21 protein-coding genes, 1 tRNA gene and 1 pseudogene are annotated in these 20,294 nt (G+C 49.9%); 6 read left to right on the top strand and 17 right to left on the bottom strand.

Annotation, left to right across the window (positions count from 1 at the left end; genetic code table 11):
• Positions 1-558: 558 nt before the first annotated feature.
• From rpsR to rpsF, 3 genes are read right to left on the bottom strand one after another with little or no spacing between them, the layout of a single operon-like run.
• Complete coding sequence (rpsR, locus tag AC3ZPD_RS06570; RefSeq protein ID WP_490983480.1) at positions 559-831, bottom strand: 30S ribosomal protein S18; 273 nt, start codon at positions 829-831, stop codon at positions 559-561.
• 22 nt (positions 832-853) lie between these two features.
• Entirely contained in the window at positions 854-1,348 is a 495-nt protein-coding gene (gene ssb / locus AC3ZPD_RS06565) for a single-stranded DNA-binding protein (protein WP_490983479.1), read from the bottom strand.
• A gap of 39 nt (positions 1,349-1,387) precedes the next feature.
• On the bottom strand, positions 1,388-1,672 hold the full coding sequence (gene rpsF / locus AC3ZPD_RS06560; protein WP_068699101.1) for a 30S ribosomal protein S6: 285 nt from the start codon (positions 1,670-1,672) through the stop codon (positions 1,388-1,390).
• Between the two features lie 200 nt (positions 1,673-1,872).
• Here rpsF and AC3ZPD_RS06555 point away from each other — a divergent pair, with 200 nt between their 5' ends.
• A complete protein-coding gene (locus tag AC3ZPD_RS06555) occupies positions 1,873-2,070 on the top strand; it encodes a YjzC family protein (RefSeq protein ID WP_068699099.1) in 198 nt (65 codons plus the stop codon).
• A gap of 291 nt (positions 2,071-2,361) precedes the next feature.
• Here AC3ZPD_RS06555 and AC3ZPD_RS06550 read toward each other — a convergent pair whose 3' ends face one another.
• Genes AC3ZPD_RS06550 through AC3ZPD_RS06540 form a run of 3 tightly spaced genes read right to left on the bottom strand, consistent with a single transcriptional unit; the run spans position 2,362 to position 5,387 of the window.
• The gene (locus AC3ZPD_RS06550; RefSeq protein WP_490983478.1) at positions 2,362-2,799 is read right to left on the bottom strand and encodes a DUF1284 domain-containing protein; all 438 of its coding nucleotides are present in this window, start codon (positions 2,797-2,799) and stop codon (positions 2,362-2,364) included.
• 21 nt (positions 2,800-2,820) lie between these two features.
• Positions 2,821-4,554 (bottom strand): ATP-binding cassette domain-containing protein, encoded by a 1,734-nt coding sequence (locus AC3ZPD_RS06545; RefSeq protein ID WP_490983477.1) that lies wholly within the window; start codon positions 4,552-4,554, stop codon positions 2,821-2,823.
• Positions 4,530-5,387 carry an energy-coupling factor ABC transporter ATP-binding protein gene (locus tag AC3ZPD_RS06540; RefSeq protein ID WP_490983476.1) on the bottom strand — a complete coding sequence of 286 codons (858 nt, stop codon included), beginning with the start codon at positions 5,385-5,387 and terminating at the stop codon, positions 4,530-4,532. The genes AC3ZPD_RS06545 and AC3ZPD_RS06540 overlap by 25 nt, the downstream gene beginning before the upstream one ends.
• Positions 5,388-5,496: 109 nt before the next feature.
• Here AC3ZPD_RS06540 and AC3ZPD_RS06535 point away from each other — a divergent pair, with 109 nt between their 5' ends.
• A complete protein-coding gene (locus tag AC3ZPD_RS06535) occupies positions 5,497-6,111 on the top strand; it encodes a biotin transporter BioY (RefSeq protein ID WP_490983475.1) in 615 nt (204 codons plus the stop codon).
• Positions 6,112-6,264: 153 nt separating this feature from the next.
• On the opposite strand, the gene AC3ZPD_RS06530 is transcribed toward AC3ZPD_RS06535, so the two are convergent.
• The 4 genes from AC3ZPD_RS06530 to AC3ZPD_RS06515 form a co-directional block, all read right to left on the bottom strand.
• On the bottom strand, positions 6,265-7,641 hold the full coding sequence (locus tag AC3ZPD_RS06530) for an MBL fold metallo-hydrolase (protein ID WP_490983474.1): 1,377 nt from the start codon (positions 7,639-7,641) through the stop codon (positions 6,265-6,267).
• Positions 7,641-9,314, bottom strand: coding sequence for an ABC transporter permease (locus AC3ZPD_RS06525; protein WP_490983875.1), 1,674 nt, complete (start codon positions 9,312-9,314; stop codon positions 7,641-7,643). Before AC3ZPD_RS06525 ends, AC3ZPD_RS06530 begins: the two co-directional genes overlap by 1 nt.
• 4 nt (positions 9,315-9,318) lie before the next feature.
• Positions 9,319-10,455 (bottom strand): ABC transporter substrate-binding protein, encoded by a 1,137-nt coding sequence (locus AC3ZPD_RS06520; protein ID WP_490983473.1) that lies wholly within the window; start codon positions 10,453-10,455, stop codon positions 9,319-9,321.
• A 124-nt stretch (positions 10,456-10,579) separates the two neighbouring features.
• The gene (locus AC3ZPD_RS06515; protein WP_490983472.1) at positions 10,580-11,746 is read right to left on the bottom strand and encodes an ABC transporter ATP-binding protein; all 1,167 of its coding nucleotides are present in this window, start codon (positions 11,744-11,746) and stop codon (positions 10,580-10,582) included.
• Between the two features lie 203 nt (positions 11,747-11,949).
• On the opposite strand from AC3ZPD_RS06515, the gene AC3ZPD_RS06510 reads away from it, so the two are divergent.
• From AC3ZPD_RS06510 to AC3ZPD_RS06500, 3 genes and pseudogenes are all read left to right on the top strand, one after another.
• Complete coding sequence (locus AC3ZPD_RS06510; protein ID WP_490983874.1) at positions 11,950-12,855, top strand: LysR substrate-binding domain-containing protein; 906 nt, start codon at positions 11,950-11,952, stop codon at positions 12,853-12,855.
• Positions 12,856-12,982: 127 nt separating this feature from the next.
• Positions 12,983-13,843 carry a CYTH domain-containing protein gene (locus tag AC3ZPD_RS06505; RefSeq protein WP_490983471.1) on the top strand — a complete coding sequence of 287 codons (861 nt, stop codon included), beginning with the start codon at positions 12,983-12,985 and terminating at the stop codon, positions 13,841-13,843.
• A gap of 153 nt (positions 13,844-13,996) precedes the next feature.
• A pseudogene (locus tag AC3ZPD_RS06500) lies at positions 13,997-14,982 on the top strand (transposase).
• Here the strand turns inward: AC3ZPD_RS06500 and AC3ZPD_RS06495 are convergent.
• The 5 genes from AC3ZPD_RS06495 to AC3ZPD_RS06475 all read right to left on the bottom strand — a co-directional run bounded on the left by AC3ZPD_RS06495 (position 14,975) and on the right by AC3ZPD_RS06475 (position 17,613).
• Positions 14,975-15,715 carry an SDR family oxidoreductase gene (locus AC3ZPD_RS06495; protein ID WP_490983470.1) on the bottom strand — a complete coding sequence of 247 codons (741 nt, stop codon included), beginning with the start codon at positions 15,713-15,715 and terminating at the stop codon, positions 14,975-14,977. The pseudogene AC3ZPD_RS06500 and the gene AC3ZPD_RS06495 overlap by 8 nt on opposite strands.
• A gap of 303 nt (positions 15,716-16,018) precedes the next feature.
• Positions 16,019-16,110 (bottom strand) — tRNA-Ser (locus AC3ZPD_RS06490).
• Between the two features lie 67 nt (positions 16,111-16,177).
• Positions 16,178-16,414 carry a DUF951 domain-containing protein gene (locus tag AC3ZPD_RS06485; RefSeq protein WP_490983469.1) on the bottom strand — a complete coding sequence of 79 codons (237 nt, stop codon included), beginning with the start codon at positions 16,412-16,414 and terminating at the stop codon, positions 16,178-16,180.
• Positions 16,415-16,445: 31 nt separating this feature from the next.
• The gene (locus AC3ZPD_RS06480) at positions 16,446-17,348 is read right to left on the bottom strand and encodes a mechanosensitive ion channel family protein (protein ID WP_490983468.1); all 903 of its coding nucleotides are present in this window, start codon (positions 17,346-17,348) and stop codon (positions 16,446-16,448) included.
• 4 nt (positions 17,349-17,352) lie between these two features.
• Positions 17,353-17,613, bottom strand: coding sequence for a putative Se/S carrier protein (locus tag AC3ZPD_RS06475; RefSeq protein WP_490983467.1), 261 nt, complete (start codon positions 17,611-17,613; stop codon positions 17,353-17,355).
• Positions 17,614-17,859: 246 nt separating this feature from the next.
• On the opposite strand from AC3ZPD_RS06475, the gene yyaC reads away from it, so the two are divergent.
• A complete protein-coding gene (gene yyaC / locus AC3ZPD_RS06470) occupies positions 17,860-18,447 on the top strand; it encodes a spore protease YyaC (RefSeq protein WP_490983466.1) in 588 nt (195 codons plus the stop codon).
• Here yyaC and AC3ZPD_RS06465 read toward each other — a convergent pair.
• Both AC3ZPD_RS06465 and AC3ZPD_RS06460 read right to left on the bottom strand, forming a co-directional pair.
• Positions 18,444-18,944, bottom strand: a complete 501-nt coding sequence (locus AC3ZPD_RS06465; RefSeq protein WP_490983465.1) for a DUF4446 family protein — start codon at positions 18,942-18,944, stop codon at positions 18,444-18,446. The two genes, yyaC and AC3ZPD_RS06465, sit on opposite strands and share 4 nt — an antisense overlap.
• Positions 18,945-19,016: 72 nt before the next feature.
• A complete protein-coding gene (locus tag AC3ZPD_RS06460; RefSeq protein ID WP_490983464.1) occupies positions 19,017-20,174 on the bottom strand; it encodes an aminotransferase class V-fold PLP-dependent enzyme in 1,158 nt (385 codons plus the stop codon).
• Positions 20,175-20,294: the final 120 nt, after the last annotated feature.

Below are 20,294 nucleotides of genomic sequence, written 5' to 3'. Positions count from 1 at the left end.
GTTAATAAATATGTAAAGAATGAATAAATAACCATGGGTCAATTATTTATAAATGGAATTCCGCCAAAGCGGAATCAGGACTTATTCACAAGGGAATCCATTTAAAATAAAAAGTATTCAGCCACCTGTTATTTAGTAAATAATATAACCGAACACTACCAAAATTCCAAGCTATTTTATTCAATCTGTTTAAAAAATTTTTTTAATAACCGGATAAAACAAATTTGTATAACGGCTTGTTTGCTTGGTTTTTCCTTATTGGTTGTCCTTCAATAGTACTCATATCTTGAAAATATGATGTATAATTATTATATTATATGAATAAAATTAATATATATTTCCTTTTAGAACAGACATTTATACCATTTTTTGCAACCTTTTATTCGTCCATCATGCATATAATATTGTCCCCCACAGAAGGACATGTCACCTTTTCTACATTATTCTACTTTTTTTACACCTGCTTAACACCCGCCATAAATTTCCTTAACAAAAATAAAAAGCCGACCATGGATCACCATGATCGGCTTTCATTCTTCCTAAAAGCTTCCGTTCAACTTACTCAGTTGTGTAAGGAAGCAATGCGATTTGACGGGAACGCTTAACAGCGATTGTCAAAAGGCGTTGGTATTTCGCGCTCGTGCCAGTAACACGACGTGGCAAGATTTTGCCGCGCTCGCTGATGAATTTCTTCAGCAGCTCAGTATCTTTATAGTCAATGTGAGTAATTTTGTTTACAGTGAAGAAGCACACTTTACGACGTTTGTTGCGGCCGCCGCGGCGAGCCGGTCTTTTGTCGTTGTCTCCGCCTTCTCTTTGTTTGAAAGCCATGTCTTATTCAGTCCTTTCCAAGTTAAAATGGTAAATCATCATCCGAAATATCAATCGGCTTCCCGTCGTCGGAAAATGGATCCTGATTGCCGCGCGAGTAGCCGCCGCTGTTATTGTTGCTGCTGCTGCTGCGGTTTCCGCCACTGTAAGGGGCTTCTTCCCGCGGCGCACCTCCACCATTGCCTGATCCGCCTTCACGGCTCGACTCCAAGAAACGAACATTATCAGCAATAACTTCAGTGACGTAAACACGTTTGCCTTCGTTATTCTCATAATTGCGCACTTGGATGCGCCCTTCCACTGCAGTCAGACGTCCTTTGCGCAGGTAGTTCGCACAAGTCTCAGCAAGCTGTCTCCACGTTACGACCGGTATGAAATCCGCTTCTCTTTCTCCGCCTTGCGACGTAAAAGGTCTGTCCACCGCGATGGTAAACTGAGTTACCGCAACGCCGGATGGCGTATAACGCAGCTCCGGATCCCGGGTTAGCCGGCCGATCAGAATGACACGGTTCAACATCCAGGTCCCTCCTTTGGGTAGTCCTATTACAAAACGTTATTAAGCAACGTCTTTAGTGATCAGGTAACGAATAACTTCGTCAGAGATCTTCATGATCCGCTCAAGCTCGTTGACTACGTCTGGAGTTGCAGTAAAGTTTACCAATACATATACTCCATCACGGAACTTGTTGATCTCATACGCAAGACGGCGTTTACCCATAACATCGTGTTTTGTAATTTCGCCACCGTTTTGGATGATGCCTTGGAATTTTTCCACTGCAGCTTGAACAGCTTCCTGTTCAACGTCTGGACGAATAATGTACATTACTTCGTATTTGCGCATTTATTTCACCTCCTCTTGGACTAAGGCCCCTAATCAGAATCGCTGTTAGGAGCAAGGAACGAGCATAATCTCGAACTATAATAATATAACAAATTAGAGCCCGCCTTGCAAGTTTACATTTTTGTCCGCTTATGGACTTCCTTCATTCTGAACACACTATAACGGCAACTCATTACTTATTGTTAAAGGAGACGATAACGATGGGCGAACGCACCGAATTCGAACCTGGCGACAAAGCGCCGAACGACGGCATTTACACCGAGGTGGGCGAAGCGCGCAGCTTCCACACGCAAATTCAGAACCCTAAACGCATCACATTGAAAAAGGGCGATACCTTCCCTGATACCACGAACAAAAACCGCAAGTGGAAAAAAGCCGAAAAAGCGCTGGTCCACTAAATTTTTTTGTCCAGATGAATAGGATCGGCATCTCCGGGTTATTCTAAACTTCAGACGGCGCTTGACAAGAGAGGTGTGGTTCCGTTGGATCAAGTCGCTTTTCATGAACTGTTAGGAGTCTAGCCACAAAGCTTGGATATAAAGGATAAACCGCAAAGTTTTGGCTTTACGGCCGGCAAGGCTGCCTTCCCGGGCAGTGAATCCTCGTTCCTATTTTGTGAGAATAGAATTTCCATCAGCAGGCGCCGTCCGCAGGACCCTTTGGGGTCCTGTTTTCATTTATCGGCTTATTTACGTTTTAGTGTTGTTGTCAGGCAATGGGGCAAGCCCCTGTCCGGACGCGATCCGCGGCACTCCTTCTTCGCATACGCCATACGAACGCCACGGACAGGACGTGCAAAGCTGCGGAATATCCTCAGGCGTCACCGACAATTGCATCCTCTCCATCACCTCCTGCCAGGCCATGTGTGTTCCCGATGTGAAACCCAGCCGTGTCAAAACGGCCTGATCCCGGTCGTACACCCTCCCCTCCCTGCAATGGTTGGGTTTGTCCGCAGGATAACAGCGGCAAAGGTCGTCCGGACCTTCCACTAAGGTCACCACGGAAGAAGGCGAATTACGCAGACGTTCGTACAAAGCTGTCATATTCCTTGTAAAATCAGGAGAGTAGCCCATTCCCCGGTATCCGGCCAGACAAAGCAGATGATGTCCGCGCAGCCGAATTTCCATTCTTACTGCCCCCTTTTTTTCTTATAAACCATAGATTCGGATTAGAAAAAGCAGCGCAAAAATCGAAATCCCGGTGAGCAGCGCCAGCTTCTCCCACCATTTATTGCGGCCAAAAGACACTGGCTGCTGCAGTTCCAAGAGAGCCGCTCCCTTGATTTCCATCGCCAGAATCCATTCTTCAACAGCCTGGAACAGAGCGATTAACAGCGGGATCACAAACGCGGGAATATCCCGAACATCCAGGTTTCCTCCCCGGCTCGTCCGTTTGCCGCGAGCTCTTGCGATGGTGGAGAACCGGTCCGCCTCCTCGATAATAAGCGGGATAAACCGCAATACGAGCGAAGCGGACAAGGCCAGCATATCGACCGGAACCCGGATCCGTTTGAGCGGGCGGAGCGAAATTGCCAGCCCTTGCTTCATAGCGGAGGTACTGGTGGAGAGGGTGAAGATCAAAGCGACGACAGTGATTTCGAAAAATAAAAGCAGCCTCCGGAACGTATCGCCTGCGGATACAAAGGAAAAGCCGATGCCGCCCCTCCCTCCGGCCCCTTGCCCCCCATGAAGCTGAACCCCCGCAATAAGCACGGTGAAAGCCATAAGCCATAAAAGCGGTTTGGACATACGGAGCAGCTTGCGGCGATCCTCGGGCATAAGAAAATACATACAAAAAGCCGCACATAAAAAAGCGATCCCTGTGCCAGCCCATCTAGACTGCAGGATGATGCCGGCCGAAATGAGCATATAGACCAGCCATTTGAGCCTGGCGTCCATGCTGTACAAACCTTTCTTACGCGGCCCGGACCTGCTTTTGGTCCCCGGATGGCCTTGAGTCGCATGCTCCTGCAGCGGCGGAGCTATGGCCGGCGGTTTTTCCTGTTCCGACTGTTCCGGCTGTTCCGGCCCCCTCCTCTGCCCGTCCTCCCGCAGCCCTTGCACAATTACGTCTGTTAACTGCTCCAAAGTGACAGTTTCTTCCGGGACAGGAAGGCCTGCTTCCCTAAGCGACTGCACAAGCTCCATGTGGCTTGTCAAGCCAATGCCCGTTTTAAGGAGCACCTGCGGATCCGCTGCAAGCTCCTCAGGCTTTAGATCAGCTACTAATTGCCCTTGATCGAGAATAAGCACCCGGTCGGCTATGGATAAAAAGCTATCCATTTCATGAGTAACGAGTACAACTCCGGCGCGTTCCTTCCATTGAACAAGCTCCTGCTTCAGCCGGAGGACTGACTTGGCATCCAGTCCGGCTGACGGCTCGTCCAGCAGCAGCCATGGCGCCTCTGCCGACATGACGCTGGCCAGCGCGACCCGCCGCTTTTGTCCCCCGCTTAACGTGAAAGGAACGCGGGAAAGAAATGCGGCAGGCAGCTGCTGCCCGTCCAGGGCGGCAAAAATACGGCGCTGCTTGTCCGGTTTCCGGAGGCGGTAAGGACGGAGCGAATAATCAAATTCGCCCTGAACCGTGCGGGCGAACAGCTGGTGCTCCGGAAATTGGAAGGCAACGGCGCTGCGCAGTAGAGCGGATCGGTTCAACCGCCTGTTATTCCATAACGGGAGCTCATCATAATAGATGTTGCCGCTGCCGACGGACGTCAATCCGGCCATCGTACGCAGCAGAGTCGTTTTGCCGGATCCGGCTTTTCCGATCACCAGAGTTAAAGAGCGGTCGTCCGGAAAAATGCAATTCACATTCTTCAACAGGACATGCGAACGCTGCCGATCAGCGTACACGGTTACATCGTTAATGGTGATGGGCATGGCTTCACCCCCTCGCTCAATTGCTGCGAAAACAGCGGCCTGGCCTGCAAGATATACCCGCGCTTATGCAAGCTGCGAGCCACTTGTACCACATACGGCGGTTCATAACCGAATCGTTCGCAAGGGCTTGGCTCACCGGGATCATACTCCCTCTCCTGATCCTGGCCGTAAAAAAACTGCTCTGTCGTGCCGTCGAAGCTGACACGGCCGTGTTCAAGCAGCAAAATTCGCTCGGCAAAACACAGCTCCTCCGCACGGTGCGTAACCCACACGATGGTTGTTCCAAGACCGTGGAGTTTAGAGGCAGCCTCCAGCACAGCTTTGCGGGAGCCGGGATCAAGCATGGAGGTCGCTTCGTCAAACAGGATCGAGTCCGCCTTTGCTCCAAGGCAACATGCGATGTTCAGCAGCTGCTTCTGTCCTCCTGACAAATGCTTAACCGGCCTATCCAGCGGTACGGACAAGCCGACCTCGTTCAGAAGCCCCCTCATTCGTTTTTCCTTGTCACGAACGTCCATATCCGTAAGACTGCGAAGGCTTAACTGCAATTCTTCATCGACCGTTTCCCCGAGTAATTGGGTCTCCGGATTTTGCAGCACCGCGTATACCGTGTGCCCTGCTGCGAGGATCCGCCTTCCCCCGGAGACCGGAAGGAAACCGGACATCACTTTGGATAACGTGCTTTTCCCACTGCCATTGTCCCCGATCACGGCCGTCCATGATCCTTGGGGAAGTTCGAAGGAGATCTCCTGCAGGGCCGGTGTCCCCGATGTATCGCCAACATAATCAACAGTAACCTGTTCAAGCTTAAAAATAATCGGAAGAAAATTCATAGTCCATCTACCATTTCCTTTGCAAGCATGCTACAATGCGAATTGTTAACCTATCAACCAATTCAAAGTTAACAATACGAGCTGATAATACTCTAGCATATTTAAGGAGATGAGGCAATTGTCTACAACATTATCTTTAAGAGGGGTAGCGTTCAGCGCTTTATTTGCCGCGCTTGTTGTTGTGTTTGGTTATGTCAGCATCCCGCTCGGCTTTACTCCTGTACCCATCACGCTCCAAACCTTGGCCGTTCTGCTCGCCGGAGGTTTGCTCGGACCGCGGTACGGATTTTTCAGCATCATGCTTGTTGTCGTATTGACTGCGGTCGGTTTCCCACTGCTGCAGGGCAAGGGTGGTTTGGCGGTCATCCTGGGCCCAACGGGGGGATACGTGGCCATGTGGCCGTTTGCCGCGCTAATAATCGGCCTGCTGGTTCGTAAGGTGAAGGGAAACGTCTGGCTGCAGAGATTGGCTATTTTTCTGATTATGTGCTTAGGCTCTTTTCTTTTGTACGTAACCGGCGTACTCTGGCTCGGACATGTGACCGGTTTAACGCTGCCTCAAGCGATGGTGGCCGGCTTGTACCCTTACATTCCCGGCGATATGATCAAAGCCGCTGCGGCTACGGCCATTGTTTTGGCCCTTCGGCAGATGTTCCCGCCTGAACGATTAACCGGACATAGTTATGAGGCTGTCCGCCGGCAGACGGATTCTATGGGGAAATAAACGTTTCGAAGTTCTATCCCCGCATTGGCATCAAGTACCTCGTCATACCAAAAAGCCGCGTTCTCACGCGGCTTTTTGCAATTCTATCTCACTGTACATTTTTATCTCACTGTACATTTTATCATTTTAATGGCAGCCCAAAATCAGTCCTCTTTAAAACGCCAGTTCTGCTCCAGGCTTCAGCGAATAGATTCGTGGATAGCCCTCTCCCGCGAGAAACTCGCATACTTCATCGGTTTTGGGTTTGGAGGCATGGACCAGCACGGTCTGTTCGGCCGGTACCTCACGGAGCATCTCCCTTACATCGGATAATCCCTGATGGACCTTATAACGGATATTAAAAAATTTGCATCGCGCCTCCTCTATACCCCCCTCCAGTATATTTTGGGCAAAGGTATGCCGGGCTGCATGTCCTGTAATGATCACCGAATTAAGGGCATGCTCCGCCAAATGCTTGAAATACCAACGAGCCCGTGGAGACTCCATCATTCCGTCGGCAGTGAAAATTACAGAAGGCCCCTTTTCGTTCAGAGCTTCTAAACGTTCCTCATCATTATGGGGTAAAATAACCCGGCCTGCGCTGCTGTTAATAGCCTGCTGGATCCGTTCACGCCCTTTTGCCTGCAGCCAGCCCGGCTGCTCCAGCAAACGCTGTAGACCGTTCCAGATTTTTTCTTCCACGATGAGATTATAAGTCCCTAACCGCTCGCTGGCCCAGACCAGCAAATCCTGACCCCGCCCATATACGGGAACCGGCAGCAGCACATGCCCGCCTGATTCCAGGGTGTTTCGGACAGCTCGCTCAAGCTCTCGCAGCTTGGTCTCCTGCGGCTCCTCTTCTCTTCCATAAGCGTTATCCAAGATAGCCAAATCGGTGGAATAACAGGCCTGCGGTAAGGGTTTAGCCGGGTTTAAGCCAGTGCCAGGGCTTTCCAGAGGCGAATCAGCGTCCAGGAGGAGCGACTCCCGGCTGTAATCCCCCGAGAAAAAAATCCGCCGGCCCTCGGCCTCCAGCCGAAGCCAGACGGATCCGGCCAGATGGCCGCTTTTTCCCCATTTCAACCGGATCCTTGGAAGGCGCGATCCTTCGGAACTGCCTGAAGCCAAACTTGAGTTGCTCAGGTCCAGATCCGCCCACTGCAAAGCAGGAATTAAATCCTCCAGATAACGAAACTTCAAGGCAGTAATATGTTCTTCCGTATAAGGCAGCTCTGCCCCTCGCTCCTTCACATAACGCCGCCAGCTGGCAAAGTAGCTGCTCAGCTGCTCCACGGTAGCTTTTGTCGTCCAGATGTCTCCCTTATAGCCGTGTTTATATAATAACGGAAGAGCCATGGAGTGGTCCTCATGAGCATGCGACAGGAAAACAGCCGTCAGCTGCGGAATGATTTCGGGATCGAGGAGCGGGTACTGGCCTTCGTCTTCTTTTTTTACGCCGCAGTCAAACAAAATCCGGTGCCTCTCACCGGCGATTAAATAACAGGAGCGGCCGTGTTCGCCCGCCCCTCCCCATACATGCAGTTTGGTCATTATGCATTCCACTTTCTTCTGGAGCCCAAGCTCTCGATAATAAGTAGCATCAAGGTGGTAAAGCCGACGGAAACGACGGCCATCGCCATGCCGAGGGACACCTGGCCCTGCTCAAACTGGGCAAAGATATAAGTGGCCGAGGTTTGAACCGAAGGCGGCAGAATCAGCAGCGAACCCACCAGTTCCCGCGAGGCAATGGTAAACGTCATCATCCAGCCTGAGATCATGCCCGGAACAATTAAAGGCAGCATAATCCTTCTGAAAATATAAAAGGCGCGACCGCCAAATACCTGACCGGCTTGAAATAATGAACCGTCGATCTGTCCGGCGGCGCTTTTTACGTATTGAACGGTGTAAGGCACAAATAGAATGACATAGGTTAAAATCACCATGCCGTACGTATTGTAAAGGTGAATCGGCATCCAGGGCGCATTCCATAACAGAATCAACCCCACGACCATAACGATGCCCGGGACGGTATTGGGCAGCAGGCTGAAGAGGTCCACCGAACGCTGGCCGACGCTGCGGGAGCGCTGAATGGCCAGCGCAAACCAGGTGCCGAGCACAACGGCAACAGTGGAAGCCGCCAGCGAAAGCCAGATGCTGGACATGAGTGCCTCCATGCTCGGCGTGCCCCAGGTAAGCAGCTGCTTATAATAATCAAGCGTCCAGTTGTTCCAGGCCAGGCCCACGCCGCGGAGCTTCATGGTCGAAGCGGCCAGGATGGAGAAATAAGGAACGCCGATCGAAACGACCAGCAGCAAAATCACAAAAATGGCGCTGAGCCAAACCGCCAGGCCTTTTTGCTTCAAAGCGCTGGGGCGGCTGCCTTTTCCCCCTACCAGGCTGTAAGTAAAACGGCGGCTGAGCACGGACTGCACGTACCACATCAAAAGGCAGGCCGTCAGCAGCAGCGAGGACAAGGTAGTAGCTTTGCCGAAGTCAATCGGCCAGCTGGAGATATATTTATGGATTTCCGAGGTCATGACCTCGTATCCGATTCTTTTTCCAAAGGTAGCGGGCGTGCCGAATTCGGCAATCGTCTTAACAAAAATCAGCATGGCGCCCATACCGTACGCGGACAGCAGCAGCGGGGCTACAATCCGGCGGAAACGGTACAAAAAGGGAGCTCCCATGACAGCCCCGGCTTCTTCCATGCTGCCCCCGATCCGCTCAAGCGCACCGCGCAGCAGCAGATAAAGGAACGGAAAAAGATGCAGGCTCATAATCAGCATCATGCCGCCAAACGTAAAGAAATAAGGCGTGATATGCGACATGGCCGGGATGAGCTGCTCCAGGTAGCCGTTTTTCTGCATAAAAAGAATCCAGCCCATAGACCCGATGTAAGGCGGGGTCATGAAAGGAATCAGCAGCACGACGTCCAGCCACTTCCAGCGGCCGATCCGCGTGCTCGTCATCACCCAGGCCAGCGGCAAAGCCAGTACGGTTGTGCCGGCAATGACGCAGATCCCGAGCCAGACAGAACCGAGCATAACCTGAATGAGTCCGGAATTAGCCAGCGTGCGGAAAGGAGCTGACCACTGCAGCTCCCCGTCCCGATACACGCTTTGAATAAAAATTTCAATCAGCGGAACAACGATCAAAATCGTAAGCACCAGCAAGGCCAGGACAATCGACCAAGCGCGGAAGGATTTCAAAGACAAGGACTTTATCATCTTATTTAAACATTTGCGTGAATTTTTCAGTAATGTCTGCGCCGTTTTTGTTCATATAATCCCAATCGACCTTAAATTGAGGGATTTCATCCAGATTGGCGCGGTTATCCGCCTTAATGTCGGTACGTCCCGGCAGCAGATAAGCGTCGGTGACCATCTTTTGCGCTTCGTCAGACAACAGATAGTCGATAAACGCTTTGGCGTTGGCTTCGTGCTTAGTCGATTTGAGGATGGCTGCCGGACGAGGGCTGATCACCGTTCCTTCTTTCGGATAAACGATATCGACCGGTTCGCCTTTAGCTTTCGAGGAGTAAGTCATGTAGTCAACGGCAGCGGCCACGACACCTTTAGCTCCCGTAATTACCGGATCCAAAGCTTCTTGGTTGGCGCCGGCCATGGCTACGCCATTTTTCTTGAAGCTCTCAAACAAAGACCAGCCGCTGTCTCCTTTAACGCTCAGGTAGCCGGTCATAAAGTCGAGTGCGGAACCGGACAGCGAAGGATCGGGAATGTTCACCTGGTCTTTAAATTCGGGTTTGGCAAGGTCTTCCCAGGAGGCTGGCGGGTTCTTCACCAATTTGGTATTATAAGCAATCCCTAACGCCGACGCGCTTGTGCTGAAATAGTTGCCATCCGCATCCGACCAATCCGGGTTCAGTTTATCTGCATTTGCGGCATCCGGATAAGGCAGCGTCAGTCCCTCCTGCTTCAAGCCTTGTGCAGACGGAAGGGAAGCCAGAATAACAACGTCGGCAACCGGATTAGATTTTTCCGCTTCCATACGGGCCAGAATTTTACCCGTGGTTCCTTGGAAAACTTCCACTTTAACGCCCGTTTTCGCTTCATAACCTTCGATCAGTTTCGTAGCCAAGCCTTCCGGTCCCGCCGTGTACACGGTCAGCTTTTTGTCTGCAGAGTCGGTCGAAGCCGGAGCGCTGCTTTCAGCAGAAGCCGGTGCCGAGGCAGCCGTAGAGGTATTATTGGAAGAAGCCGAATTTGCACTGTTCGAAGGAGCTGCTCCGCCTGAAGCTGTATTGCTTCCGCAGCCGGCCAAGGCCATGCCAAAGGTCAACATCAGGGCCAGCGCAGCGCCTGTTCCCCATTTTCCTTTTTTCTTCGCTTGCGTGTTCACTGTCATGATTTAATTCCCCCTTGGTTTAATTGCTTTCCTGATTTTGTTGCACAATGGCATTGCGTGATGCATTAGGTTATGGCATTGGGTTATGGCATGGGTAAGCGTTGCATGACCTCGTTAAGCGACATTATTTAGTAACAGCTGTTCTTTCGGTACTTTCAGTTCTTTCGGTACTAGCGGCACTCACGGCACGTTTGATAGTTGGATTTGCTTCCACTCTCTCATTCGTCCAAACAGCGGCTCCGGCTTCCGTGAACTTCGTAATCCGTCCTTGTGGCAGATATACGTTTACAAGGCTTCCTGCCGGAATCCGGCTGTGATGATAGGCGGTCCAAACGTCCTGTTGCTCCTCCGCCCGGATGTGCAGCTCGTAACGGTCACCCATGTAACTAACCTGCAGCACTTCCGCCTCAAAGGCCTGGCAGGTCCCTTCCCGGTCCTGCTCCCAGCGAAGGTGCTCCGGTCTGAACATGGCGTTCATGGTGTTTGTGGTGTTTGTGGTGTTCGAGACCCAATCCCCCGAGCCAAGCTCTGGCAACGCACTGCCCTCTTCCAACAGCCGCAGCCAGTTCGATTTACCGATGAAGCGAGCGACAAACGGATCGGCTGGCCGCCCATAAACCTCTTCAGGCGTTCCAGACTGCAAAATGCGGCCACCCTGCATGACGACAACTTCATCGGACATGGACATCGCTTCGATCTGGTCGTGCGTGACATACAGGGCGGTGAGTCCCATATCGCGCACTAGCGACATCATCTCGACGCGCATTTCCTCACGCAGAACGGCATCAAGCGCGCTAAGCGGCTCGTCGAACAAGACGAGGCGCGGCTTCACCGCGACAGCCCGGGCAAAAGCAACCCGCTGCTGCTGACCGCCGGACAGCTGGTGCGGATAACGATTTTCCATGCCGCCCAGCTTTACCTTGTCCAGCGCCTCCATGACGGTTTCCCGTAGCTGGCTCGTGCGCCGGCTTGTCCTGAGGCCGAAGGCTACATTTTCAAATACGGTCATGTGCGGCCACAAGGCAAAATCCTGAAAAACCATGCCGAACCCGCGTTTATGCGGCGGCGTTTCCTTGCGTCCGGATCCGGTAAATAAAACCTCATCCCCGAAGGAAATCGTGCCTTGGTCCGGGGTCTCCAAACCGGCGATCATTCGCAGCAGTGTAGTTTTCCCGCAGCCCGAAGGGCCAAGCAGCGTAGTGAATCTGCCATGTTTGACCGTTAAATCGGTAGGATGCAGCGCGGTGGTGACACCGAAGGTTTTTCCGAGCCCTTTTATATGTAAATCCATAATGTCCCTTCCTTGCTCAGTTAACTGGTAAACAGCTGCAGCTGCTTACAACTCTTAGTCTACTTACCTTGTTCAAACCCTGTGTTATTGCAAAGTTAAAACAAAATTAATTGTTTCAATGAATTGTGTTAACATTCATAGATTTAATCTATATATATAGATCTTTGTTTATGGAAGGGACCTGAGGAGAACTTATGGAAATGATGAACCTGAACTTGCTGAAGCTGCGAATCGTAGAGCTGCTGGAGAAACATAATAAAATTACAACGGTGGCGGAAATTCTGGAGCTTAAACAGCCGACCGTTACTTTTCATATGAAAAACATGGAGAGAGATTTTGGGGTAAAGCTGTTCGACACCCGTATGGGGAAAATTATTCTGACCGACGCCGGCTACGCCCTGCATCATTATGCAGTCAAAATCGGTGCCCTTGCGGCTGAAGCCCAGCGGGCCGTCACGGAGTTTGACGCTTTGCGGAAAGGAAGCCTGCGGATCGGAGCCAGCTATGTGCCGGCCACTTATCTGCTGCCCGAGGTCATATACGGCTTTTCCAGAGAATACCCGGGGATTCATATCTCCTTATCGGTCAAAACGGCGCCGGCCATCCGCGAAATGCTGGAGAAACACCAAATCGATTTGGGCATCATCTCTACCGAACCGTTTATGTCTGCCGAACTTCAAAACGAAACGATCTGTGAAGACGATCTGGTTCTAATCTTTTCTCCAAACCATGTCCTGGCCTCAGAACCGGAGCCTACTGCCGAACAAATCGCATCCTCCTCCTTCGTTCTGCATGGTACGGAGTCCAGCACCCGCCGTCTGACCGAAAAATGGCTGGAAAGCAGTCGCCGTCGCCTCCCCTCCTTTCTGGAATTTGATTCCCTGGAGGCCATTAAACAGGCCGTGATGCTTGGCGAGCATGTCTCTTTCGTCTCCCGCATGGCGGTTGAGGTTGAGGTTCAGCGGGGGCTGCTGCAAATGAGGAACATCCCAGGGAATGAGTCCAAACGCTACATCTATATGGTCACCAATACCAACCGGCACAAGTCGGCTCTGCTGAGCAGATTCACCAGTCATTTATCCGAATGTCTGAAGCCCGTCCAACAATAAATCTTGGGTATCCAAAAGAAACTATTTCATTTTTTTACCAGAAAAATCAGCAGCTTTGACATCTTTCTGATAGAACCCCTTTAAAGTGGAGCCTGTAGGGAAGCCAAAACTTTAAAGGAGTGAAACAATGAAATTTCAAGCCAAAATCGTCAAATCTGTCACTGCTGCCACTTTAACCGCCGCTGTCCTGCTGACTGGGTGGCAAGGAACGACGGACGTCCATGCGGATTCCAATGCGGTTCCTTCCTACGAAGTAAAATTCCTGCTGGATGCAGGCAAAGTATTAAAGACGGATGGAACTTTGCAAAGCTCCGTAACGAGCGCTTTTGACATTTCGGATCCGGCTGAGAAGCAGCTGGTCGAGTATTTCGATACCGATGCGCTTGATCTCAATGCTTCCGGCTGGAACGTGAGATTCCGCAAAAAAGAAGACAAAAAGAAATACGAGCTCACTTATAAAAAACGTTTTGCCGTCTCCAACGGCAATATTGATGCTGCGCTAACAGAAGCCAACAAAGCCGGCTTCGATTCCTCCGACGACAACTATGCCGCCGAAGTCGACTGGGGCTACAGCAAACAAACGCTCAGCTTCTCCAACGATAAAGAAGAATCGGCCTCTAAAGGACTTAGCGTTCCTTCGGAAAGCAAAGCGCTGGACATCCTGGTAGACAACATTCCGGGCAAGCTGGAAGACACCAATTCTAAAGGCTGGGGCAAGGACACACTTGAGGATTCCCGTGCTCATGGTCCAGTGACCGTTGATAAATACGAAGGCGAATTCAACGGCCTTGAAACGGATATCGAAGTAATGCCGGTCAAAACGGCAGACGGCAAAGGCATGGAGAATGTGATCGAAATTTCGTTTAAAACGGACAGCTACAACGAAGCTTCCTCTAACCGCGACGAGCTGATGAGTCTGCTCGATTCCAAAGGCTGGTTGGTACACGCCGACTCGCTGAAAACCAATCTAGTTTTGGAGCGATATTAAATAACAGACGGCAGTAGGCTGACAAATAAGAAAAGAGGGTGTCCCAAAAGTCATTAAAATGACGGGACACCCTCTTCATTTTCCTAAACAAAAAGAAACCACTCTTTGGTAAAATAGAAGTACCACCAACCATTCACAAAGAAGAGGTTTCTTTTGTACATTCAATATACCATGGATCAACTTTGTTTACCAATGGATTTAGAAGAAGACATTCCCGAAAATCATCTCGTTCGTGTAGTCAACGCTGCCGTCAATCGCCTCGACTACGCTATCTTTGACGCCGCTTACCCTGGAGGCGGACGGGACAGTTACCACCCCAAGATGCTCAACAAAGTCCTCATTTACGCCTATACGCAGCGCATTTACTCCTCTCGCCTCATTGCCAAGGCTGTTCGTGAAAATATCATGTTGATGTGGCTTGCAGGCAGGCAACGTCCGGATTTCCGCACCCTCAACCGATTTCGTTCCGAGCGCATGAAAGCCGTATTAGAGGCCGTATTCACAGCGGTTCTTCAATTTCTGGCCGAAGAGAACTACGTGAAACTGGATCATTACTTTGTGGACGGAACCAAGATCGAAGCCATCGTCAAATACAACACACGTATCACCGTGAAAAAAGCAGGGCCTGGCAAAAGGATATCCGCAAGATCGATAACAGGATCTACAACAGCGAACACGATACCTGGACATGTCCATTTGGACAAACGCTATCTTTCCGGCGAGGAAGCAAAGAGAGAACGGAAAGTGGATACGAAATCGAATACCGTCATTACCGAAGCTCCAGCTGTGAAGAATGTCCACTAAAGTCGCAGTGCACAAAGGCTCAGGGGAATCGGGAGATCAAAGTCAGCATGAAATATATACGGCTCAAGAATCAAGCAAGGCAAAAGCTCCGAAGTGAAGAAGGATATGCCTTAGCGGTTAGACGAATGATTGAGCCGGAGCCGGTGTTCGGAGACATGAAGAGCCATCGAGGGTTTAAAAGGTTCCTGCTTCGAGGCTTACAAAAAGTAAGTCTGGAGGTCGGGTGGCTTTCCCTTGCTCACAATCTTTTGGGACACCCTCTTTTTATTTTTTTGAGAAGATACCAGTATGGGCGTTTAGGCCCCCTCGATATGCCATCCCCTTACCTTAAATGAAACCGCCGTTAACGCGCAGCGTTTGGCCGGTTACCCATTGAGCTTTTTCGCTGACCAAAAACTCAATGACATTGGCGATGTCCTCCGGCTCGCCCAGACGGCCGAACGCATTCATTTTCTTCATGCCTTCAATCTGCTGTTCGGTTTTGCCCACGGTAAACAGCTCGGTATTCACCGGGCCGGGAGCCACGGCGTTGATCGTAATTTGTTTAGGGCCAAACTCTTTCGCAAGCTGGCGTGTAAACTGCTCCACCGCCCCTTTGGTCCCCGCATAAACGCTGTATCCCGGAAACATCTGGCCGACTACGGAAGTGGAGATATTAATGATCCGTCCTTGCTTGGACATGTATTTCATCGCTTGCTGAATGGCAAAATAGGCACCTTTAACATTAACGTTAAACTGTCTATCAAAGTCCTCCTCCGTCATTTCCGACAGCGGTTTTGTAATCATCAATCCGGCGTTATTGACCAGAATATCGACTTTGCCATAGGCCTGAATCGTGTCCAGAAACAGCTTTTCGATTTCGCTGAGGCTGCTAAGATCCGCTTTAACCGCAATGGCTTCTCCGCCCTGCCGCTTAATCTGCGCTACCGCTTCTTCCGCTTTATCCGGATTGCTGGAATAGTTAATCACCACTTTGGCGCCCAAACCGGCCAGCTGCCCGGCAATTTGGCGTCCAATTCCTCTCGAGGATCCTGTAATAATGGCCACTTTGCCAAATAAAGTTGTCATGAAGCTCATCCTTTCTATTCCCTTAATTTTATTCATTCCTTTGTCATTTCACGCGTCAATTTCCTATGGTCTAAATATAGCACATAGATAATTAAATGACAATAATTAATATTTGTTATTTGTTTTATCAAGAAGGAAGACTAATCTATAGAAAAAAATGCTCTGTCTTACCCCTCTTGCTTCGGGGAAGTGAAGTTACAGGGGGGCCAACCGGTCTGAAGCACAAAAAAGACCCTCCACGCTCATCACGTAAAAGGTCTTGAATTCATAAGCTATAGGTTGTCCTTAGTTAAAGATTAATGGTGGCGGAAAGAGAGGGATTCGAACCCTCGCACGCCTTGCGACGCCTAACTGATTTCGAGTCAGTCCCCTTATGACCTCTTGGGTACCTTTCCGCAGCATATATGATTGTACCATGATTCTAATTAGCTTGCAAGATCTCTGAGAAAAAAAGGAATCCGATCACGAGAAAGAATCTTGATCTCCCGGAGTCTGCGGATCGGCAGCTTCAGCCGAGCGGATCACCTTTTTCATATTTTTCTCAAACTTGGCTCTGGGAATCAGCACGCTATGCTTGCAGCCCACGCATTTGATGCGAATATCCATGCCCATGCGGATAATCTCCATCTCATTGCTGCCGCAAGGATGGTTTTTCTTCATCTGTACGATATCGCCAAGCTGAAAGGATTTCCGTTCCATACCTGCTCCCCCTCTATTGTTTTCCTGCCTGTCAGGCTTCGCCGTCGGCCTGTGCCGGTTCCCGGGCTGCCAATCTGGCCTCTTCCTCTTCAAGCGCCGCCTTGGCATAAGCCTTGATTTCCCGTTCCAGATTGGCACGCATCGACGGCTGACACTCCACGGTAATACGCACCACATATTCGCTTGTAGTTAAAGATTGAACCCCTACAACATGCGGAGTTTCCGAAATAAGTTTGTTCTCCTCTTTGAGCCGGGCCATAGCGTCTTTCAGCAAGTCGATAGCGTCGTCCAATTTACGAGCATTGCTGAACGGCAAATCTACAAGCGCCAGCGAGTTATTCAGTGAATAATTCGTTACGGTAGTGATCATGCCATTTGGAATGATCTGCACCTCTCCGGTCCAGCTGATCAGACGGGTTGATCTTAAACCGATCATTTCGACCGTTCCCTTCACTCCGGCAATCTGTACAACATCTCCGACGGCAAACTGATCCTCAAAGATGACAAAAAATCCGGTTATCACGTCTTTCACCAGGCTTTGTGCGCCAAACCCGATTGCCAGCCCGACAACTCCTGCTCCTGCAATCAGTGGGCCGAGATTAACTCCTATCTCCCCTAATATAAGCATAATCATAATAAAATTGCTAACGATTGTCGTTACATTTTTCATGAGCTCCCCAACCGTTACAAATCTGCGGGGGTTGAGCGTCAGCCGGTTTTTCTCTCTGCGCTCCAGAGAATTATCAATAATTTTATAAACCAGCCGGACAAATAGACGGGTTATCAGTAAAATAATGACGATCCGAATACCAGAAAATAAAATATTTTCCCACATCGTCGTATCGGTTATTTTATCCCAGACCTTATCCTTCCAGGTCTTTGCCGCCTCAATCGCTTCTTGCGCGTCGCTAACCTCTAACAGGAACCGGTTCATGTCATCAAACCTCCTCAAGCCTTATTTCGTCATAGACCTCATTTTGAAGTTTAAAAATCCCTCTGATCTCTACCTTTTCCTGACGGATCATTTGGACAACCTGCCCGAGCAAATCCGGTGGAAATTGAATAGACAACGCACAACCCGCCGTAATGGATTTGGGGGTAGGAAATAAATCAAACTCAAGCTCCAGATATTCCATCAGCGTTTCGGAGCGAAGCGCCTGCTGCGTAGAATCAAAAGCCATCACCAGCCAATCCTCCATCTCGACCCTCCTAAATCCCTTATAGATTGAAGTATAAAAAACTCACATTTTCCATATACTGACTACTACACCGTTGTCCAACGAATCCTAAAATCGGGCCAAGCATCAGGCCTATTTTGTGAACGGATACATTGGGCATTCGCCAGGCATTTCTTGGTTTGGTCCAAGGTAAGGATTTATTCCCCTACGTAATCCCGGACGCCATTTTAAACTTTTATCCCAATTCAAAAACAAGGAGAGGTCTCTATGTCCCAATTAAAACCTGTTCCCGGTGTACAAGGAATTCCTTACTTGAAAATTCCCCACACCGAACCGGGAGTTCATTCGGCTATCATCCATCGGCTTTTGCTGCACTTTAATCAAATGGCCCTGCATCGCCCTATCATTATAGTTTGTATCGGAACGGACCGCTCAACCGGCGATTGCCTTGGCCCTTTGGTCGGAACGGCTCTTTCCAAGCTTGACCCGACTCTATTCCATTTGTACGGAACGCTCGAACAACCGGTTCATGCCATGAACCTTCAAGAAACGTTAACCCTCATTAACCAAACCTATGATCAGCCATTCATTATCGGAATTGATGCCTGCCTAGGGCAATCCTCAAGCGTAGGCTGCATTCAGATCGTTGAGGGCCCTCTCCGCCCCGGAGCAGGCGTAAATAAAGAATTACCGCCGGTTGGCGATATCCATCTTACAGGCATCGTCAATGTCGGCGGCTTTATGGAATACTTTGTTCTTCAAAATACAAGACTTAGCCTTGTCATGCGTCTATCTGATATTATCGCAAGCAGCTTGTATTCCGCCATCCGGGAATGGAGACGCAGCGGATTTTAGCCCTCTTGCCCAGCCAGAATAATTGCTTCCCGTTCTTCAGGGGAAAGCATATAAGTGGACTCTCCCTGTTTAAGCGGTTTCGCGTATACGTAAGACCCTTCACGGTTGAACAATCCAGTCAGCACCACTCCATCCTTCATGTCATTGACAATCGCTATGGAGAAGCTCAGATCGCTGCCTGTTTCGGCATAAGCGTTGTAACGTTTTATGCCTATTTTTGCTTTTTGCTTCGGAAGAATGTTTTCAAGATGCTGCAGTTGCCGCTGCTGCTTCTCGTGCTCCTCCTCTACCTCATCCAGCTGAACCTTCAGGTTTACGAGCAGGGATTCCAAATCCTCAACACCCGTCCCTTTCATCATCATCTCATATTTTCTGCGCATCTTTCTGAGCTTTGCCCCTTGGACAAAATTCCAGACCAGCAGCCACAACACCAATACAGCCAAACCGCCGATTAAAGCAAACAGCTGATCCGAAATGAGATCGTTTAATTCCTGCATGTGAATGTTCTTCTCCTTTTAAAAGCCGATGTTCATGATGACTGTATGATCTGTGCCATTTTTCTAAAAAGCCTAGCTTCTCGCCAGCTCCGCAATCGCTCTAACGAACGCTTCTATCTCATGCTCTTGCGTAGTATACCCAACACTGACCCGTACAGCCCCTGTCTCTTTTGTTCCGGATAGTTCATGCCCAAGCGGGGTACAATGATAACCGGCCCGGACCGCAATGCCATATTCTCGATCTAAATGAAAAGCGGTTTGCGCAGGATCCTGGTTCTCCAGAACAAAAGAAACAATACCTGTCCGGGGTTCACCTAACCGAGGGCCCAACCATTTAACGCCATCCATTTTTTGTAATTCAGCAAGAATAGCTTGAGTTAAGTCCCATTCGTGTTTGTAAATTTGTTCGACGCCGATTCGGAGCACTTCTGCTGTACCTGCCGCCATTCCAGCAATACCGGGAACATTCGGCGTACCTGCTTCATAGCGGTCAGGCCGGATATCCGGCTGTTCGGGCTCATCAGATTGACTGCCGGTTCCCCCGTGCATTTGCGGGACCAATTGCAGATCCGGATGGATATACAAGCCGCCTGTCCCTTGAGGACCAAGTAACCCCTTATGTCCAGGAAACGCCAGCATGTCAATCCCCATCTGCTCGACATGGATCGGATAATTACCGGCGGTCTGTGCTCCATCCACTAGCATAGCAGCACCGTGATCATGAGCCAGACGTGCAAGTTCAGCAACAGGCAAAATACAGCCTAACAAGTTGGAGCTATGAGTAGCGATAACCATCCTTGTGTTTTTGCGAAATAATTTCTTCGCTGCTTCCAAATCAACCTGTCCCGAAGGATCGACCTGGATATAATCGACTTCCACCCCTTGGGTCCGTTTTAGAAACTCCAGCGGACGGCGCACCGAATTGTGCTCAAGCATCGTCGTGATCACATGATCTCCCGGCTGAAGCAGTCCTTTGATTCCCAGATTCAACGCCATCGTCGCATTATTAGCAAAAGCTACATCATTTGGATTTCTAAATCCTAGGAGTTTGGATAAGGTTAATCTCGCCTTATTCATCGCTCTTCCAGCCTGTAGCGACATGCCATGTGTCCCTCTTCCCGGACTACCGGCAATAGAATTCATAACCTCCATCATGGCATCCATTACAAGCTGCGGTTTCGGCCACGATGTAGCCGCATGATCCAGATAAATCCGTTCATTTGATTCCAAGAACTTATCCTCCCTGCTTCCTTAGTCCCTGCTGCCACAGGGGTCTCCATAAGAAGAAAAAATTTCTGGTGAAGTACGATGAAAGAAGACTGCACGGCTTGAAAGGGATTTTTTACTTCC

It is taken from the genome of Paenibacillus mobilis (assembly GCF_058267595.1).
The sequence above is the reverse complement of the archived record's forward strand: the minus strand, read 5'-3'. Positions and strand labels throughout refer to the sequence as shown.

Excerpts from the sequence above, each read along its gene's own strand:
- AC3ZPD_RS06485 (WP_490983469.1), bottom strand. The coding sequence starts at position 16,414 with ATGGAACGGAAATCCTTTCAGCTTGGCGATATCGTACAGATGAAGAAA.
- AC3ZPD_RS06480 (WP_490983468.1), bottom strand. The coding sequence starts at position 17,348 with ATGAACCGGTTCCTGTTAGAGGTTAGCGACGCGCAAGAAGCGATTGAG.
- AC3ZPD_RS06510 (WP_490983874.1), top strand. The coding sequence starts at position 11,950 with ATGAACCTGAACTTGCTGAAGCTGCGAATCGTAGAGCTGCTGGAGAAA.
- AC3ZPD_RS06495 (WP_490983470.1), bottom strand. The coding sequence starts at position 15,715 with ATGACAACTTTATTTGGCAAAGTGGCCATTATTACAGGATCCTCGAGA.
- AC3ZPD_RS06465 (WP_490983465.1), bottom strand. The coding sequence starts at position 18,944 with ATGCAGGAATTAAACGATCTCATTTCGGATCAGCTGTTTGCTTTAATC.
- AC3ZPD_RS06540 (WP_490983476.1), bottom strand. The coding sequence starts at position 5,387 with ATGAATTTTCTTCCGATTATTTTTAAGCTTGAACAGGTTACTGTTGAT.
- yyaC (WP_490983466.1), top strand. The coding sequence starts at position 17,860 with ATGTCCCAATTAAAACCTGTTCCCGGTGTACAAGGAATTCCTTACTTG.
- rpsR (WP_490983480.1), bottom strand. The coding sequence starts at position 831 with ATGGCTTTCAAACAAAGAGAAGGCGGAGACAACGACAAAAGACCGGCT.
- AC3ZPD_RS06475 (WP_490983467.1), bottom strand. The coding sequence starts at position 17,613 with ATGGAGGATTGGCTGGTGATGGCTTTTGATTCTACGCAGCAGGCGCTT.
- AC3ZPD_RS06555 (WP_068699099.1), top strand. The coding sequence starts at position 1,873 with ATGGGCGAACGCACCGAATTCGAACCTGGCGACAAAGCGCCGAACGAC.
- AC3ZPD_RS06515 (WP_490983472.1), bottom strand. The coding sequence starts at position 11,746 with ATGGATTTACATATAAAAGGGCTCGGAAAAACCTTCGGTGTCACCACC.
- AC3ZPD_RS06545 (WP_490983477.1), bottom strand. The coding sequence starts at position 4,554 with ATGCCCATCACCATTAACGATGTAACCGTGTACGCTGATCGGCAGCGT.
- ssb (WP_490983479.1), bottom strand. The coding sequence starts at position 1,348 with ATGTTGAACCGTGTCATTCTGATCGGCCGGCTAACCCGGGATCCGGAG.
- AC3ZPD_RS06530 (WP_490983474.1), bottom strand. The coding sequence starts at position 7,641 with ATGACCAAACTGCATGTATGGGGAGGGGCGGGCGAACACGGCCGCTCC.
- AC3ZPD_RS06535 (WP_490983475.1), top strand. The coding sequence starts at position 5,497 with ATGAGGCAATTGTCTACAACATTATCTTTAAGAGGGGTAGCGTTCAGC.
- rpsF (WP_068699101.1), bottom strand. The coding sequence starts at position 1,672 with ATGCGCAAATACGAAGTAATGTACATTATTCGTCCAGACGTTGAACAG.
- AC3ZPD_RS06505 (WP_490983471.1), top strand. The coding sequence starts at position 12,983 with ATGAAATTTCAAGCCAAAATCGTCAAATCTGTCACTGCTGCCACTTTA.
- AC3ZPD_RS06520 (WP_490983473.1), bottom strand. The coding sequence starts at position 10,455 with ATGACAGTGAACACGCAAGCGAAGAAAAAAGGAAAATGGGGAACAGGC.
- AC3ZPD_RS06550 (WP_490983478.1), bottom strand. The coding sequence starts at position 2,799 with ATGGAAATTCGGCTGCGCGGACATCATCTGCTTTGTCTGGCCGGATAC.